Here is a 16,151-nt window from a genome sequence, read left to right on the forward strand (position 1 = left end):
CGGATGACAAAAATACACAGACCTTGGGGTCGGGCCTTATCTTGTGGTTGGGAAAACTTTGATTAGACGTATTCAACTCTTGCTGGCGGTACTTCTGCTGGCGCTTACTCCCGCGGCCGTGGCCCAGGATGCTTCTTTTATTGTGTCTGATATTCGGGTCGAAGGCCTGCAGCGCATCTCGGCAGGGTCGGTGTTCGCTGCCATGCCGCTGGCGGTGGGCGACCTGGTCAATGCCCAGGCAATCCGCGCCGCCTCGCGCAGTCTCTTTGCCACGGGCAACTTTGACGACATCCGCATTGGCCGCGACGGCAATGTACTGGTGATTATTGTTGTCGAGCGACCGAGCATCAGCGAAATCAACATCCGCGGCAATAAGGCGATCGAGACGGAAGCGCTGCTCGAGGGCCTGTCCGGTGCCGGCCTTGCGGTTGGCCAGGTTTTCCAGCGCTCTACCCTGGAAGGCATGCAACTTGAACTGCAGCGCCAGTATGTGCAGCAGGGACGTTACGATGCCAACATCGAGACGGAAGTGCTGCCCGAGCCCCGCAACCGGGTGAATGTCAGTATTGATGTCGATGAAGGCACCGTTGCAACCATCGAACATATCAATATCGTCGGCAACGAAGTGTACAGCGACGAAGAACTCACCGACCTGTTCGAGCTTAAGACCGGTGGCTTGCTGTCGTTCATATCCAGTAACAACAAGTATTCCAGGGAGAAACTGACCGGTGACCTCGAGTCACTGAGTTCCTACTATCTTGACCGCGGCTATCTCGAATTCACTATCGACTCGACCCAGGTGTCCGTTTCACCTGACAAGCGTTCGGTCTATATAACCGCCAATGTCACCGAGGGTGAGAAATTCACCGTCAGCGGTGTTGAGCTGTCGGGCGACCTTGTGCTCCCCGAGTCCGATCTCAAACGGTACATCCTGGTGTCTGAAGAGCAGACTTTTTCACAACAGCTGGTTACCTCCACCGAGGAGTTCCTGACCCGGCGCCTGGGCAACGAAGGTTACAATTTCGCCAACGTGACGGGCATCCCCGAGGTCAACGATGATGATAATACCGTTGCGCTGAAGTTCTTTATCGATCCCGGCAAGCGCACGTATGTTCGCCGTATAACATTTGAGGGTAACCAGAAGACCGCAGATGAAGTGCTCCGGCGCGAAATGCGGCAGATGGAAGCCGCGCCGGCCTCGGCATCCGCCATTGAGCAGTCGCGGATACGCCTGGAGCGACTCGGCTATTTCAGTAAGGCAACGGTAGATACACCGGAGGTCCCGGGGTACGACGACCTGATCGATGTCGATTTCTCGGTGGAGGAACAATCCTCCGGCAGCATCGGCGCCAGCCTGGGCTTTGCCCAGGATGCCGGTCTGATTTTCGGTCTTAACCTGCAGCAGGATAACTTCCTGGGTACGGGCAAGCGCATCGGTTTGGGTTTCAATTCCTCACGGTACCAGGACGTTTATAACCTCAGTTATACCAATCCCTACTATACCGAGGATGGCGTTAGTCGTGGGTTCAGTGTCTTCTATCGCTCTACCGACCTGTCCGAAATCAACGTTGCCAGCTACACCACTGATACCATGGGCGCCTCCCTGAATTTCGGCTATCCGATCAAGGAGACCCAGCGCCTGGGCTTTAGTTTCGGTGTGTCCAATACCGACATCACCGCGGGCCGTTTTGCGGTCCAGGAAATTATCGCCAGTCCGCGCCTGATACCAGGTGTCGATACGTTTTACGAGAGCACCCGCCTGCCCGATGGGACCTTTGCCGCCCCTGAAGTCCCTCGTCCGCTGGAGCAGTTGCCACAAGGCGCACTGACAATGCCATCGGAACCAGGGTTTCTGGATCGCAATGGCAGTGAGTTTCTCAACTGGACGACTTCCATAAGCTGGAACCAGTCAACACTGAATCGTGGCATACTGGCAACCCGTGGTGCTTCCCAGTCGCTGGTATTTGAAGTCGCCGTACCGGGCTCGGATACGGAGTTTTACAAACTGGTTTACCAGGGTGAACGGTTTTTCCCCATAACCAATGAATGGATTTTCCGTCTGCGCACCAAAATCGGCTACGGTGACGGCTACGGCGACACCACCAACCTGCCATTTTTCGAACATTTCTTTTCCGGTGGCTTTGGTTCGGTTCGCGGTTTCGAGAGCAACACCCTGGGCCCGCGCAGCACCCCGGCTGACCTGTACACCATCAGCCAACCGGTAACGGAAATCGATGAAAACGGCGAGCCCATTGAAGTAGGTGGCAGCGACGGGCGCCTGGTGGGCTATGTGCTTAACCCGGAAACAGGCAAGCTGGAATTCGATACCGTGCGTAGCCGCTCGGATCCTTTTGGCGGTAACGCACTGTTTGAAGGTGGTGTCGAATTGCTGTTCCCATTGCCCTTCCTCAAGGATCGGAGCAAGTTACGCTCGGCATTCTTTGTGGATGTGGGTAACGTGTTCAATACCAAATGCAGCTCTAACCAGGTGAACTGTTTCGACATTGATGCGGATGAGCTGCGTTACTCTGTCGGTGTTGGTGTGACCTGGATTACCGGTTTCGGCCCGATGAGCTTCAGCCTCGCCAAGCCACTTAACGAATCCGACCAGGATGAACGGGAAGTATTCCAGTTTACCCTTGGCCGGAGTTTTTGATTTTTACCCTAACGTTGGAGAGTACTGTGTCTAAAGTATTGAAAATCGCCCTGGTAACTGCAGCCCTGGCATTCCCCGCCCTTGGGTGGGCGCAGGGTAAAATTGCGGTGGTCAATGTTGAACAGTCAATTCTGCAAACGGATTACGCGCAGAAGAAGCTGGCCGACGAACGCAATAACGAAGACTACAAGTCCGATAAGACCGAATTCGACCGCCTCAAGCAGGAGTTCGACCAGCTGGTGGCTAAATTCCAGAAGGATGCTGCGGTAATGAGCCAGGACCAGCAGCTGGAAGCGCGCAGGCGCCTGGCCAGCAAGCAGGCTGACCTGGAACACGTCGCCGGCAAGTTGCAGACAAGGGAACAGGAAGTGGGCCAGGCCCTGCTGGAGGAGATGTCTCCCCAGGTACAGCAGGTGCTGCAGGAATTGATTGCTACCGAGGGCATTGGCCTGTTGCTGCAGCGTGGTTCGGTTATTCACGCTGATGCGGGCTACAGCATCACCGCCAAGGTGACCGACAAGCTGAACCAGGCCTTCGCCAACTAGGGCGCCTGTGTACACCCTGGGAGAACTCGCGGTTGCCCTCGGGGCAGCCCTCTCCGGCGATCCTGACCATCGTGTCACCGGTCTCGCAACGCTGGCCAGCGCAGGAGACAGTGAGCTTTCTTTCCTGGCGAACAGCAAGTATCTGCCGCAGCTGCGGGAGACCGCCGCCGGTGCCGTTATCCTGCGCCCGGACCAGGCTGCCCAGTGTCCGGTAAACTGCCTGCTCTCCGATAACCCCTATCTGACCTTCGCCCGCGCCACCGCCCTGTTTGTAAAGGAACCTGCGCCGGTTGCGGGAGTACATGCATCGGCGGTGGTCGCTGCAACGGCGGGCATTGATGCCAGTGTCTCGATCGGGCCGCATGTGGTTATCGAAGACGGGGTGCGGGTAGGCGCAGGGGTGATTATCGGCGCCAATGTGTACCTGGGTGCCCACTGCGTTATTGGCGCAGGTTCACGCCTGTATCCGGGGGCGGTGCTTTACCATGGTGTTGAGCTGGGTGAGCACTGCATCATCCACAGCCAGGCGGTACTGGGCGCCGATGGATTCGGTTTCGCGGCGGATGCCGGCGGTTGGCAGAAAATCCACCAGTTGGGGGGTGTGCGGCTGGGTAATCGCGTTGAAGTGGGTGCCTGCACGACTATCGACAGGGGCGCACTGGAAGATACCGTGGTGGAAGACGGTGCGATCATTGATAACCTGGTGCAGATCGCCCACAACTGCCACATCGGCAAAAATACCGCGATAGCGGGTTGCACTGGCTTGGCCGGAAGCACGATTATAGGCGCCAATTGCACGCTCGCCGGCGGGGTGGGGGTTGTCGGCCACGTCGAGATTTGTGACGGCGTTCATGTTACCGGTATGACCATGGTGACCAAGTCGATCACCGAGCCCGGTTCGTACTCATCGGGCACGCCGATGTCTGCCACCCGTGACTGGAAACGCAGCGCGGTTCGTTTCACCCAACTGGACAGTATCCAGCGGCGCCTCGCGGACCTGGAAAAACGACAACAAAAGGGATCCACAGTGTGATCATGGATATCTCGGAAATACGTAACCATTTGCCCCATCGCTACCCTTTTTTGCTGGTAGACAGGGTGCTGGAATTGACGCTGGGTGAATCCATCGTTGCCTGCAAGAACCTGACCATCAATGAACCGTTCTTCAACGGCCACTTTCCCGAACAACCTGTTTTTCCCGGTGTGTTATTGCTGGAGGCCATGGCACAGGCCGCTGGTATCCTGGGCTTCAAGTCCATGAACAAGACGCCCGCGGACGGTTCCATGTATTACTTTGTCGGCGCCGATGACCTGCGTTTCAAACGGCCCTGTGTGCCGGGGGACCAGGTGATGCTGCGAGCGGAGATTCTCTCGGATCGTCGGGGAATCTGGAAATTCAAGGTCAGCTCCGACGTGGATGGCAAGTTGTGTGCCTCCGCCACCATTCTCTGCGCTGATCGCTAGCAATGATCCATAGCCAGGCCATTGTCGATCCGTCAGCGCGTCTCGCGGATGACGTTGAGGTAGGTCCCTGGACCCTGATCGGCCCGGATGTAGAAATAGGCGCGGGCTGCAAGATAGAGTCCCATGTAGTCATCAAGGGGCCTACCCGGATCGGTGCTGGTAACCATATCTACCAGTTCTCCACCGTGGGTGAGGCTACCCCGGATCTCAAATACCGTGACGAGCCCACTTTCCTGGTGATCGGGGATAACAATATCATCCGCGAGAACGTGACCATTCATCGCGGCACCGTGCAGGACCGTGCGGAAACCACCATCGGCGACAATAACCTGATCATGGCGTATGCCCACATAGGCCACGACTCGGTAATCGGCAACCACGCGATCCTGGTGAACAATACGGCCCTCGCCGGCCATGTGCTGGTGGGTGACTGGGCAATTCTCAGCGGTTACACACTGGTACATCAGTTTTGCAAGATTGGCGCTCATGCCTTTACCGGAATGGGTACCGCCATTGGCAAGGACGTGCCTGCCTACGTGACAGTCAGTGGCGCCCCGGCGGAAGCCAAGACCATCAATATAGAAGGCCTGCGCCGGCGTGGCTTTTCCAGCGAAGCCATCAGCCAGCTGCGCCGCGCGTTCAAGATCGTGTACCGTCAGGGCCTGACACTTGAACTGGCGATACAGCGTCTGGAGACGATGCTGAGCGATACTCCGGAAGTGCAGGTGCTGATCGATTCCATCCGCGCCTCGGAGCGCGGTATCGTTCGCTAGTGTCGGCCGGCAGCGGGCGCCTGAGGATCGGGATTCTCGCGGGTGAGGCATCCGGCGATATCCTGGGGTCGCGACTGCTGGCGGCCCTGCGCCTGCGCTATCCTGACCTGCAGGTAGAGGGCATTGGTGGTCCGTTGATGCAGGCCCGCGGTTGCCACAGCCTGTTCCCGATGGAGCGGTTGTCGGTGATGGGGTTTATCGAGCCACTCAAACGCCTGCCTGAACTGCTGCATATTCGCCGTTCCCTGTATCGGCATTTTCTGGCCAATCCTCCCGACCTGTTTATTGGTATCGATGCACCGGATTTTTGCCTGCGTCTGGAGTGGCAGCTCAGGCGTGCCGGTATTCCTGCCGCGCACGTCGTCAGTCCTACGGTATGGGCCTGGCGACAGGGCCGGATCGGCAAGATAAGGCGGGCGGTGAATCGCATGTTATGCCTGTTCCCGTTTGAAACCGCCATTTACCGCGAGCACAATATTCCCGCTGATTTCGTCGGCCATCCACTGGCGGATGAAATTCCACAACAGGTGGATCGCGCCGCTGCCCGCGCAGCTCTCGGGATAGCCGGGACCGGCAAAATCCTTGCACTTTTGCCGGGCAGCCGCAGTGGTGAAGTCAGCCTGCTGGGGCCGTTGTTTCTTGAAAGCGCGCGCCGCCTGGCGGCTACTGATCCGGACCTGTCATTTTTGCTGCCGGCGGCGGGTGCCGAGCGCCTGGCACAGCTGCGGGCCCTGTTGGTGGATTTCCCCGGGCTGCCTCTCATCCTGGTGGAAGGTCGCTCCCGGGAGGTAATGGCGGCGGCTGATGTGGTACTGCTGGCGTCTGGCACTGCCACTCTCGAATCACTGCTGTTGAAGCGACCCATGGTGGTCACCTACCGGATGGCAGCGCTGTCCTGGGCACTGGTGTCGCGATTGGTGAAAACCCCGTTCGCGGCCCTGCCCAATATTCTTGCCGGCCAGCCGCTGGTACCCGAGCTGATCCAGAATGCGGCAACACCGGAGGCGGTGGTGGCTGCCCTGCAGCCGCTGTTGCAGGACGAGGATGCCGCCAGGGCGCAGGTGCAGGCGTTTGATGCGATTCACCGATCGCTGGCGCTGGGCTTTGGCGAGCGTTGTGCGGATGCCGTGGAAGCGATCCTGGCCGAGCCTCCGGCGTGACAGCCTTGTTCACCATCAATTATGCGGGACACGATATTGCCGGTGTAGACGAAGTCGGCCGTGGGCCGTTGGCGGGCGATGTTGTGGCGGCCGCGGTCATACTCGATCCCTGTGCCCCCATTGACGGGCTGCGTGATTCCAAGAAATTGTCGGCTGCCCGCCGTGAGGTGCTGGCCCTGCAGATTCGCGAGCGGGCTCTGGCCTGGTCGGTAGCGCGCGCTACCGTGGAAGAGATTGACCAGCTCAATATACTGCAGGCATCGTTGCTGGCAATGCGGCGGGCGGTGCAGGCACTGCGGCCGCAGCCCGGCTATGTGCTGGTTGATGGTAATCGCCTGCCGCGCTGGAACTACCTTTCCGAGGCGGTGGTGGGTGGCGATGGCCGGGTGCCGGCCATCGCCGCGGCCTCGATACTGGCCAAAGTGCAGCGTGACAGTGAACTGGTGGCGTTTGACAGCGTATATCCCGGCTATGGTTTTGCCGCCCACAAGGGCTACCCGACTGTCGCGCATTTACTGGCCTTGCGCACCCTGGGAGTGACGCCGCTGCATCGTCGCAGCTTTGCGCCGGTCAAAAATCTGTTACCGGGAAGCCCGGCGGGTTAAACTGCCGCCATGACCGACTTCGTCCATCTCAGGCTGCATACCGAATACTCCCTCGTCGACGGCCTGGTGCGCGTCAAGCCCCTGGTCGAGCGCGTCGCCACCCTGGGTATGGCGGCTGTGGGGGTAACGGATGTCTGTAACTTCTATGCGCTGGTCAAGGTTTACAAGGCCGCGTTTGCCGCCGGCGTGAAGCCGATTTTCGGCGTCGACCTGCGTGTCATTGACGAAGACGACCCCGAGCGGGCCTATCCATTATGCCTGCTGGCGATGAGCCAGACCGGGTATCGCAACCTGACCGTACTCATCTCCCGGGCTTACACGGAGGGCCAGTACCTCGGCGTTGCCTATGTGCACAAGGCCTGGCTGGAAGAGTGCAGCGACGACCTGATCGCGCTGTCCTGTGGCACCGCCGGTGATGTTGGCCAGGCTCTGCTGGGAGAACGCCAGGTTCAGGCGCTGGAGCGCGCGCGTTACTGGCAGGCACTGTATCCCGGGCGTTTCTACCTGGAACTGCATCGCACCGGTCGCGAGGGCGATGAGTCGTACCTGCACGCAGCGGTAGCCCTGGCCGCGCAAATCCAGTGCCCGGTGGTGGCCACCAACGATGTGCGCTTCCTCGATGCCAGTGAATTCGAAGCCCATGAGGCGCGCGTTTGCATCCGCGAAGGGCGCACCCTGGACGATCCCCGGCGTGCCCGCGTTTATACCGAAGAGCAATACCTGCGCTCTCCGGAGGAGATGGCGGCGCTATTCGCGGATATTCCCGAGGCGTTGGCCAATAGTGTTGAAATTGCGCGCCGCTGTAACCTGGTTCTCGAACTGGGCAAGCCCTACCTGCCGGATTATCCGGTACCGGAAGGGCTGACCATGGACCAGTACTTTTACCAGCTTTCCCACGAAGGGCTCGACCGGCGCCTGGAGCGCCTGTTTGACGTCGGCGGCGCGGACTTTTCACAGCGACAACAGACCTATCGCGCGCGCCTTGATTTTGAACTCAACACCATTACCCAGATGGGGTTTCCCGGTTACTTCCTGATCGTGATGGACTTCATCCGCTGGGCCAAGCAGCACGATATCCCGGTGGGTCCCGGGCGCGGTTCCGGTGCGGGTTCACTGGTGGCTTATGCCCTGGAGATCACTGACCTCGACCCACTGCAGTACGATCTCCTGTTTGAGCGCTTCCTGAACCCGGAACGGGTATCCATGCCCGACTTTGACGTCGACTTCTGTATGGAGAAGCGCGACCGGGTTATTGATTACGTTGCCGAGACCTATGGCCGTGAGGCTGTGTCCCAGATCATTACCTTTGGCACCATGGCCGCAAAGGCGGTGGTGCGCGACGTGGCACGGGTGCAGGCCCGTCCCTACAGCCTGGGCGACAAGCTGTCCAAGATGATCCCCTTCGAGGTGGGCATGACCCTGGCCAAGGCCCTGGAGCAGGAGGAAACCCTGCGCCAGTTCCTCGACGATGACAGCCAGGCGCTCGAAATATGGGATATGGCGGTACAGCTTGAGGGTATTACCCGCAACGTGGGCAAGCACGCCGGGGGCGTGGTTATCGCACCCTCAAAGCTTACTGATTTTTCGCCGCTGTACTGTGATGAAACGGGTTCCGGACTGGTAACCCAGTATGACAAGGGCGATGTTGAAGACGCCGGCCTGGTCAAGTTCGACTTCCTCGGCCTGCGCACCCTCACCATCATCGACTGGGCGGTGCGCATGATCAACCAGCTGCGCGCGAGCCACGATGAGACCCCGCTGGACATCTCGGAGATTCCGCTGGTTGACCAGCGCAGCTTTGCTTTGTTGCAAGCGGCGGAAACCACCGCGGTCTTCCAGCTGGAATCCCGGGGCATGAAAGACCTGATCAAGCGCCTGCGGCCGGATTCTTTTGAAGATATCATCGCCCTGGTGGCCCTGTTCCGGCCCGGTCCCCTGCAGTCGGGGATGGTTGATAACTTCATCAATCGCAAGCATGGCCGGGAAGCGATTTCCTATCCCGATCCGCAGTACCAGCATCCACTGCTGCAACCGATTCTCGAGCCCACCTACGGTATCATTCTGTACCAGGAACAGGTGATGCAGATCGCCCAGGAACTGGCGGGCTACAGCCTCGGCGAGGCAGACCTGTTGCGTCGGGCCATGGGCAAGAAAAAGCCCGAGGAAATGGCCAAGCAGCGCGCGATCTTCGAGCAGGGGGCGCGGGATAAAGGGATCGATGGGGAGCTGGCGATCCGTATCTTTGACCTGGTGGAAAAATTTGCCGGTTATGGTTTCAATAAGTCCCACTCCGCGGCCTACGCGCTGGTGTCTTACCAGACGGCATGGCTGAAAACCCATTACCCGGCCCAGTTCATGGCCGCGGTGATGAGTTCTGAACTGCAGAACACCGACAAGATCGTGGTCTTCGTGGAAGAGTGCCGGGCCATGCAGCTGGCACTGAGGTTGCCCGATGTGAACGAAGGCCAGTACATGTTCACGGTCAATGCGGACAACGATATTATTTACGGCCTGGGTGCCATCAAGGGGCTCGGTGAGGGGCCGGTGGAGAATCTTCTGTGCGCGCGTGAGGAGGGTGGCGCCTTCCGCGATCTGTTCGATTTCTGTGCCCGCACCGATCCGCGCAAGGTCAATCGCCGGGCCATCGAGGCACTGATCCGGGCCGGTGCTTTTGATCGCCTGGGCACCTCGCGCTGGGTGCTGATGGCGGCGCTGGAGGATGCCCTGAAAACCGCGGAACAGAGCGCCAATAATCGCGACTGTGGTATTGCCGACCTGTTTGGCGAAGTCACCCCTGGCCCTGCGGATCCCGGTGCCGATCCGTATGCGGCGTTCCAGGGTGCCCGCCCCTGGACCGGTAAGGAGCGTCTTGGGGGTGAAAGAGACACTCTTGGGCTGTATGTTACCGGCCACCCCATCGATGAGTATGAGCAGGAAGTGCGCAAGTTTGCGCCTACCCGAATTGCTGACCTGCGCGCCGACAAGCAGGGTGGCCAGGTAGTGGCGGGGCTGATTGTGGCCGCGCGCACCATGAAAACCAAGCGCGGCGATACCATGGCCATTCTGCAACTGGACGATCGCAGTGCGCGAATTGAGGTAACGGTGTACGCCGAGACCTATAACGAAAAACGTGACCAGCTCACCAAGGACCAGATCGTTATTATTGACGGCAGCGTGGCCCACGACGACTATTCCGGTGGCCTGTCGATGCGGGCCAAGGGCGTGCGCAGCCTGCTTGAGGCCAGGGAATCTTTTGCCACCGAGCTTACCATCGAAGTTTGCCAGGACATGCTTGATGAACGCTTTGCCGAACGTCTGGCGAGGACACTGACGGTTGCAAGCGGTGGCAGCTGTCCGGTATCGCTATGGTACCGACAGCCCCGTAACCGGGCCAGGGTCAAGCTTGGCGAGAACTGGTCGGTGGTACCCAGCGACGAGTTATTGCAAGAGTTGCGCGATGCCCTGGGTGCCGATAGCGTGATGCTTTGCTATAACTAGATCGCCTGGCTGCAGGCACCGCCAACCACATTCCGCTTCCGGTTCGAACTGCTGCACCGATCCCCGTCGCTGCCCGCTCTGCCATTGCGCCACGGTGCCCTCGCACCCAGAATGGCAGTAACGGGGCCAGGAACATCCTTCGCCCGGGATCGCCAGATAAACATAAGACGCGAGGATCAAACAGCATGTTACTCAAAGACAAAGTAGTGATTGTGTCCGGTATCGGGCCGGGGCTTGGCCAGGAGTTATCGACTCTGGCGGCGAGCGAAGGTGCTGCCGGCGTGGTGCTGGCGGCGCGAACTGCGGCCAAGCTGGATACTGCCGAGCAGGAAATACAGGCACTGGGTCTGGGAACCCGGGTTCTCAAGGTCGTTACCGACATTGCCGACCGCGATCAGTGTCTGGCCCTGGCAGCGCGCACCATGGCTGAATTCGGGCGTATTGATGTGCTCTTCAACAGTGCTTACGACCCCGGCAGTTTCGAACCCATCGCGGAGGCGGACCTGGACGGCTGGCGACGCAGTATGGAGGTTAACTTTTTTGGCACCATGCAGCTTACCCAGGCCTGTGTACCGGGGATGCGCGCGGCGGGTGGCGGCGCCATTGTCATGATAGCCACCATGGTGGAACACAAGCCGCTGGCCACCCAGGGGGGCTACGGCGCAACCAAGTCGGCCTTGCGCTCGGCCACCAAGCATCTGGCACTGGAGCTGGGCGCGGATAATATCCGGGTCAACAGCTGCCATATGGGTTGGATGTGGGGTCCTGCAGTTGAGGGCTACTTCGCCTGGCAGGCGCAGGCGAGTGGAAAATCCCAGGCGGAGCTGGTGGCGGAAGTCACCCGGAATATTCCCCTGGGCCATATTCCCGACGATGGTGACTGTGCCAGGGCAGCGGTTTTTCTCGCTTCCGATTATGCCCGCGTTGTAACCGGCGCGGCACTGGATGTAAATGGCGGCGAGTACATGCCGGTTTAACAGTAAAGGTTGGAACGTAATATGTTTTATGGTTGGTTTCTGGTAGGTGTGGCATTTGTGGTGATGATGGTCAGCAGTGGTGCCATCATGTATTCCTACAGCGTGGTTGCGGTGCCCCTGGGCGAGGCTTTTGAATCCAGCCGAATGGCAATGATGCTGGGTATTACTGCGATGACCCTCGCCGGCGGTGTGCTGTCGCCGTTTCTTGGAGGCATGATCGATCGCGGTTCCCTGCGCCTGATGATGTTGCTGGGTGCCGTGGGGCTGGCTTTGGGTTATGTACTGCTGTCCCTGACGACCGCCAGCTGGCAGGTGCCGATTGTTTACGCACTCTTCATGGCGTTGGGCATGAATCTGCTGGGCCCACTAACGGCATCCACATTACTGGCGCGCTGGTTCACCCGCAAGCGGGGCCTGGTGTTGGGAATTGCCGCCGTGGGCACCTCGGTGGGGGGGTTCCTGTTGCCGCCGCTGATACAGTGGCTGATTGACAGTTTTGCCTGGCGCGACGCCCTGCGCATCCTGGGCATCGGCAGCCTGTTGGTGACTCTGCCTGCCGTGTGGCTGGTGGTCAATCGCCCTGAAGACAAGGGCCTTAGCCCCGATGGCGATAGCCCGCCGCCCGATGTGGGGACCCCGCCCCCGCAAATATCTACTGCAGCCCTCTTGCGGGAGCGTAATTTCTGGCTGGTGGCACTGGTGATGAGCCTGTTGTTCGGCGTGTATACGGCGCTACTCAGTAATCTGGTGCCGTTTGCCCTGGATACCGGTGCCGATGCGGAGGGCGCGGCATTGCTGATCTCGGTACTGGCGCTGGCCGGTATCGCCGGCAAGCTGGGCTTTGGTGCGATCGCGGACCGGGTTGATCTGCGCGTGGGTCTGGGTAGTGCCATTCTCTTGATCATTTTCGGCCTGGCAGCCTACCTGTTGGGCGATAGTTACACTGTCCTGTTGTTGGGCAGTGGTGCCCTGGGGCTTGCCGCGGGGGGTATGCTGCCGGTGTGGGGCGCGTTGCTGGCGGTATTGTTCGGTGCGCCAAGTTATGGTCGGGTAATGGGTCTGATGGGACCGGTCATCATGCCGTTAACGCTTATGGGCCCTCCCCTGGCGGGTATGGTGCACGATGCCACCGGTAGTTATAGCGGTGCTTTCGCAGGCTTTATTGTCGTGCTGCTGGTGGGCTTGTCACTGTTGCCCTTCATTCGCATGCGAACTTACGGACAGCCTGTGTTCTGAAACAGGGAATTTTTCTACCCGGTTACTTGCGTATCCTTTGTTTGGTGTTATAGTCACGTATAACACTATATCAATAGGAGCGCGGAGCCATGTCTTATCCCGCCGGCCCCCCTGACCAGAATTCCGTAATTGCCCGTTTTACCCGCCATCCGCTGGCGGCCAACCTGATGATGATCCTGTTGCTGCTGGCGGGTCTCTGGGGGATTCGTCAGCTGACGGTGCAACTGAATCCGACCCAGCCCGCGACCTCCGTCGAGATTGCCCTTGCCTGGCCGGGAGCTGCCGCAGAGGACGTAGAGCGCCTGCTCACCGAACCGGTGGAGCATCAACTGCGCAGCTTACAGAATCTACGCGGTATGACCTCGACTACCCGCGATGGCAATGCGGTGATCCGTTTGCGTTATGACAATAAAGCGGACATGGGCCAGGCACTGGACCGGGTCAAGCAACAGGTGGACCAGGCGCGGGATTTGCCGCCCGGTATGGAACCTCCGGTTATCCGGGTTGCCACGTTCCAGGAGACCGTCGCGGCCATTTTGCTGGTGGGTGAGGGCTCCCTGGAAGAGCTGGTGCCCTTGGCTCGTGATATTCAGCGCGAACTGCTGTCCCGCGGTGCGGACCATGTTGAATTCTCCGGCATCCCCCGGGAAGAAATCGCTATCCAGATCGATAGCCATACCCTGTTCCAGTTGGGTGTGCCCCTGCATGAAATTGCCCGCAAGGTACTGGATAACAGTCGCGATACCGCGGCCGGTTCAGTGGGGAGTGGCCATCTGCAGCGGCAGCTACGCAGTCTCGAGCAGCGTCGCAGCAGCCGCGAATTTGCCGGGTTGCCACTGACCCTGGGCGAGCCGGAAAGTCTCCATTACCTGGGTGACATCGCCCTGATCGAGCGACGGCAGCAGGATGACCAGCGGCTGCTGTATCACAATGGCGAAGCCGCCATCATGATCAGGCTGCGCCGTGCCGAGGGCTCTGATGTCATGGCGGAGGCGCGGATCCTGCACGCCTGGTACGAAGAAAATGCCGACGTGCTGGCGGCTCGTGGTATTACCGCATCCCTCTGGCTGGAGGCCTGGCGGTTTGCCCGGGAAACCCTGATGCTGGTGGTCAATAACGGCCTGACCGGGATGTTGCTGGTGATCGCCAGCCTGTTTCTGTTTCTCAATTTCAGGGTGGCTGGCTGGGTGACGCTGGGAATTCCAGTGTCCTTTTTGGGCGCATTATTTTTATTCTGGTGGTTGGGGGGTTCCATCAATTTCATCAGCCTGATTGGGGCGGTCATGGCTCTGGGTATTGTTGTGGACGATGCCATTGTGGTGGGTGAGCATGCCCTGTCGCGCTTTGAGGCGGGTGCCAGCCCGCAACAGGCTGCGTCGGAGGGGGCGCAACGCATGTTTCTCCCGGTGCTGGCTTCGTCACTGACGACCATGGCAGCCTTCTTACCCTTGATTGTGCTGGACCAGCCCGCTATTCGGGAGATACCCCTGTTGATGGCCTGTGTGATCCTGGCCTCCCTGGTGGAGTGTTTCCTGGTAATGCCCGGCCATCTGCGGCACAGTTTCGAACGCCAGTCACTGCGCCAACCGGGGCGCTTTCGCAGCGCCTTTGATCGCGGTTTTCAGCGATTGGTGGAGAGGTACTTTGTGCCATTTCTTGGGCTGGCGTTGAATCACCGCCGGTCTGTACTGGCGGGCGCTGTGGGTGTCTTCCTGATTGCCGTGTCATTACTGGTGACCGGACGCATCAAGCTGGAGCTGGATGTCCAGGTAAACTTCGAGTTCGCCGAAGCGCACATACAGTTTGCGCCACAGGCGACTGAGGCGGACAAACAGGCATTCCTGCGGGCAGCCGAGGCAGCACTGGCGGCCACCAATGCAGAGTTTGGGGGCAATGTCATTGTCACCCATATACGTCATCGTAACTGGGCAACCCTTGAGCAAATGGCGCGTACCGGCAGCCAGTATGCAACCATCCAGGTGGAACTGGTGTCACCGGATCAACGTACGGTCAGTCTTGCCGATTTTTCCGCTGCCTGGCAAGGGCGCGTCGCGCCTGACCCCGCTGTGGAAGTATTTACTCTCGCCGACGGTGAAAATGGTTCTCCCGACCTGCAGCTCTATCTCAGTGGCGGGGATATCCACAGTCTCAAGGCGGCAGCCGATGAGCTTGCTGCGGCTGTTAGTACCTATCCGGGGGTCAGCAATGTCTTTGATGATCTGCCGCTGGGACGCGAACAGTGGTTGTTCAACCTCAGCACAGCGGGCCGCGCCGCAGGGCTCACCAGCGCTGAGCTGGGCCGCCAGCTTGAGGTTGCCTTCAGTGGCCAGCGGATACAGTTATTTACCGATAGCGGCGCGGAGCTGGAAGTGCGGGTATCCCTGCCCGAGGCCGAGCGGCATCAGCCTGCGAGCCTGGCGCGGCTGCCGATCACTACGCCATCGGGCGCGGTGCTACCGCTGGCCAGCGTAGCGGAGGTCAGCGCCCAGCGAGGCATCGAGCGTATCAACCACCGTAATGGCCAGCGTGTGATCAATGTCTTCGGGCATGTGGACAAACGTGTCAATACGCCGATGGCGATCATTGCCGATCTGGAGCGAGAGCTCATTCCCGCCCTGACCGCTCGTTATGGCGTTCGCTATGGTCTGGGCGAAGGCTCTGCAGAACAGGCAAAGGTGCTCGCCGACATGATGCTGGGTGCGCTGATTGGGCTATTGCTGATCTACCTGATCCTGGCCTGGATGTTTGCCTCCTGGACCTGGCCACTGGCGGTCATGGTGGCGATTCCCCTGGGGCTTACCGGCGCCCTTATCGGGTTGCAGGTCATGGGTATGAATCTTGGCGCGCTGGCTATCATGGGCCTGTTCACCCTGACCGGTGTCATCATTAACGACTCCATTATCCTGATCACCACCTGGCGTGAACATCGCATGGCGGGAATGGCAACCAGGGACGCGTTGTTGCAGGCCTGCCGATCGCGTCTGCGTCCGGTGCTGTTGACCTCACTGACAACGACTGTCGGGCTGATACCGATGATGCTCGAAAGTTCGCCCATGGGGGAAGCGATGGCGCCCCTGGCGGTCGTCATCTGCTTTGGGCTGCTCTACGGCACCACTTTGATCCTGCTCACGATACCGGTGCTGTTATCACTGCTTGATCGTGAATCCCAACCGGCAGGCAGGGTATTTGCGAGCGGCCAACTGGCGATTGCCGGTCATTGAATTATCTGAGGAGAAT

At 59.5% G+C, this 16,151-nt stretch carries 11 protein-coding genes; all 11 read left to right on the forward strand.

Annotated elements, in window-relative coordinates; genetic code table 11:
- The first annotated feature begins 58 nt into the window (after positions 1–58).
- The 11 genes from bamA (at position 59) to CWI75_RS06230 (ending at position 16,135) form a co-directional block, all read left to right on the forward strand.
- Complete coding sequence (gene bamA / locus CWI75_RS06180; protein ID WP_420913250.1) at positions 59–2,656, forward strand: outer membrane protein assembly factor BamA; 2,598 nt, start codon at positions 59–61, stop codon at positions 2,654–2,656.
- Between the two features lie 26 nt (positions 2,657–2,682).
- Positions 2,683–3,201, forward strand: coding sequence for an OmpH/Skp family outer membrane protein (locus CWI75_RS06185; RefSeq protein ID WP_241521096.1), 519 nt, complete (start codon positions 2,683–2,685; stop codon positions 3,199–3,201).
- A 7-nt stretch (positions 3,202–3,208) separates the two neighbouring features.
- The gene (lpxD, locus tag CWI75_RS06190; protein ID WP_101520615.1) at positions 3,209–4,234 is read left to right on the forward strand and encodes a UDP-3-O-(3-hydroxymyristoyl)glucosamine N-acyltransferase; all 1,026 of its coding nucleotides are present in this window, start codon (positions 3,209–3,211) and stop codon (positions 4,232–4,234) included.
- A 2-nt stretch (positions 4,235–4,236) separates the two neighbouring features.
- Positions 4,237–4,665, forward strand: a complete 429-nt coding sequence (gene fabZ, locus CWI75_RS06195) for a 3-hydroxyacyl-ACP dehydratase FabZ (RefSeq protein ID WP_101520616.1) — start codon at positions 4,237–4,239, stop codon at positions 4,663–4,665.
- 2 nt (positions 4,666–4,667) lie between these two features.
- Positions 4,668–5,438 (forward strand): acyl-ACP--UDP-N-acetylglucosamine O-acyltransferase, encoded by a 771-nt coding sequence (lpxA, locus tag CWI75_RS06200; RefSeq protein WP_101520617.1) that lies wholly within the window; start codon positions 4,668–4,670, stop codon positions 5,436–5,438.
- Positions 5,438–6,598: a lipid-A-disaccharide synthase gene (gene lpxB, locus CWI75_RS06205; RefSeq protein ID WP_241521097.1), complete on the forward strand. Its 1,161-nt coding sequence runs from the start codon at positions 5,438–5,440 to the stop codon at positions 6,596–6,598. The genes lpxA and lpxB overlap by 1 nt, the downstream gene beginning before the upstream one ends.
- Positions 6,595–7,203, forward strand: coding sequence for a ribonuclease HII (gene rnhB / locus CWI75_RS06210; RefSeq protein WP_101520618.1), 609 nt, complete (start codon positions 6,595–6,597; stop codon positions 7,201–7,203). The genes lpxB and rnhB overlap by 4 nt, the downstream gene beginning before the upstream one ends.
- Positions 7,204–7,212: 9 nt before the next feature.
- On the forward strand, positions 7,213–10,701 hold the full coding sequence (dnaE, locus tag CWI75_RS06215) for a DNA polymerase III subunit alpha (protein ID WP_101520619.1): 3,489 nt from the start codon (positions 7,213–7,215) through the stop codon (positions 10,699–10,701).
- A gap of 185 nt (positions 10,702–10,886) precedes the next feature.
- Positions 10,887–11,678, forward strand: a complete 792-nt coding sequence (locus CWI75_RS06220) for an SDR family oxidoreductase (RefSeq protein ID WP_101520620.1) — start codon at positions 10,887–10,889, stop codon at positions 11,676–11,678.
- Between the two features lie 21 nt (positions 11,679–11,699).
- Positions 11,700–12,914 (forward strand): MFS transporter, encoded by a 1,215-nt coding sequence (locus CWI75_RS06225; protein ID WP_101520621.1) that lies wholly within the window; start codon positions 11,700–11,702, stop codon positions 12,912–12,914.
- An 89-nt stretch (positions 12,915–13,003) separates the two neighbouring features.
- A complete protein-coding gene (locus CWI75_RS06230) occupies positions 13,004–16,135 on the forward strand; it encodes an efflux RND transporter permease subunit (protein ID WP_101520622.1) in 3,132 nt (1,043 codons plus the stop codon).
- The last annotated feature ends 16 nt before the right edge of the window (positions 16,136–16,151 follow it).

The sequence above is a fragment of the Kineobactrum sediminis genome (assembly GCF_002868715.1).
GTDB lineage: Bacteria > Pseudomonadota > Gammaproteobacteria > Pseudomonadales > Halieaceae > Kineobactrum > Kineobactrum sediminis.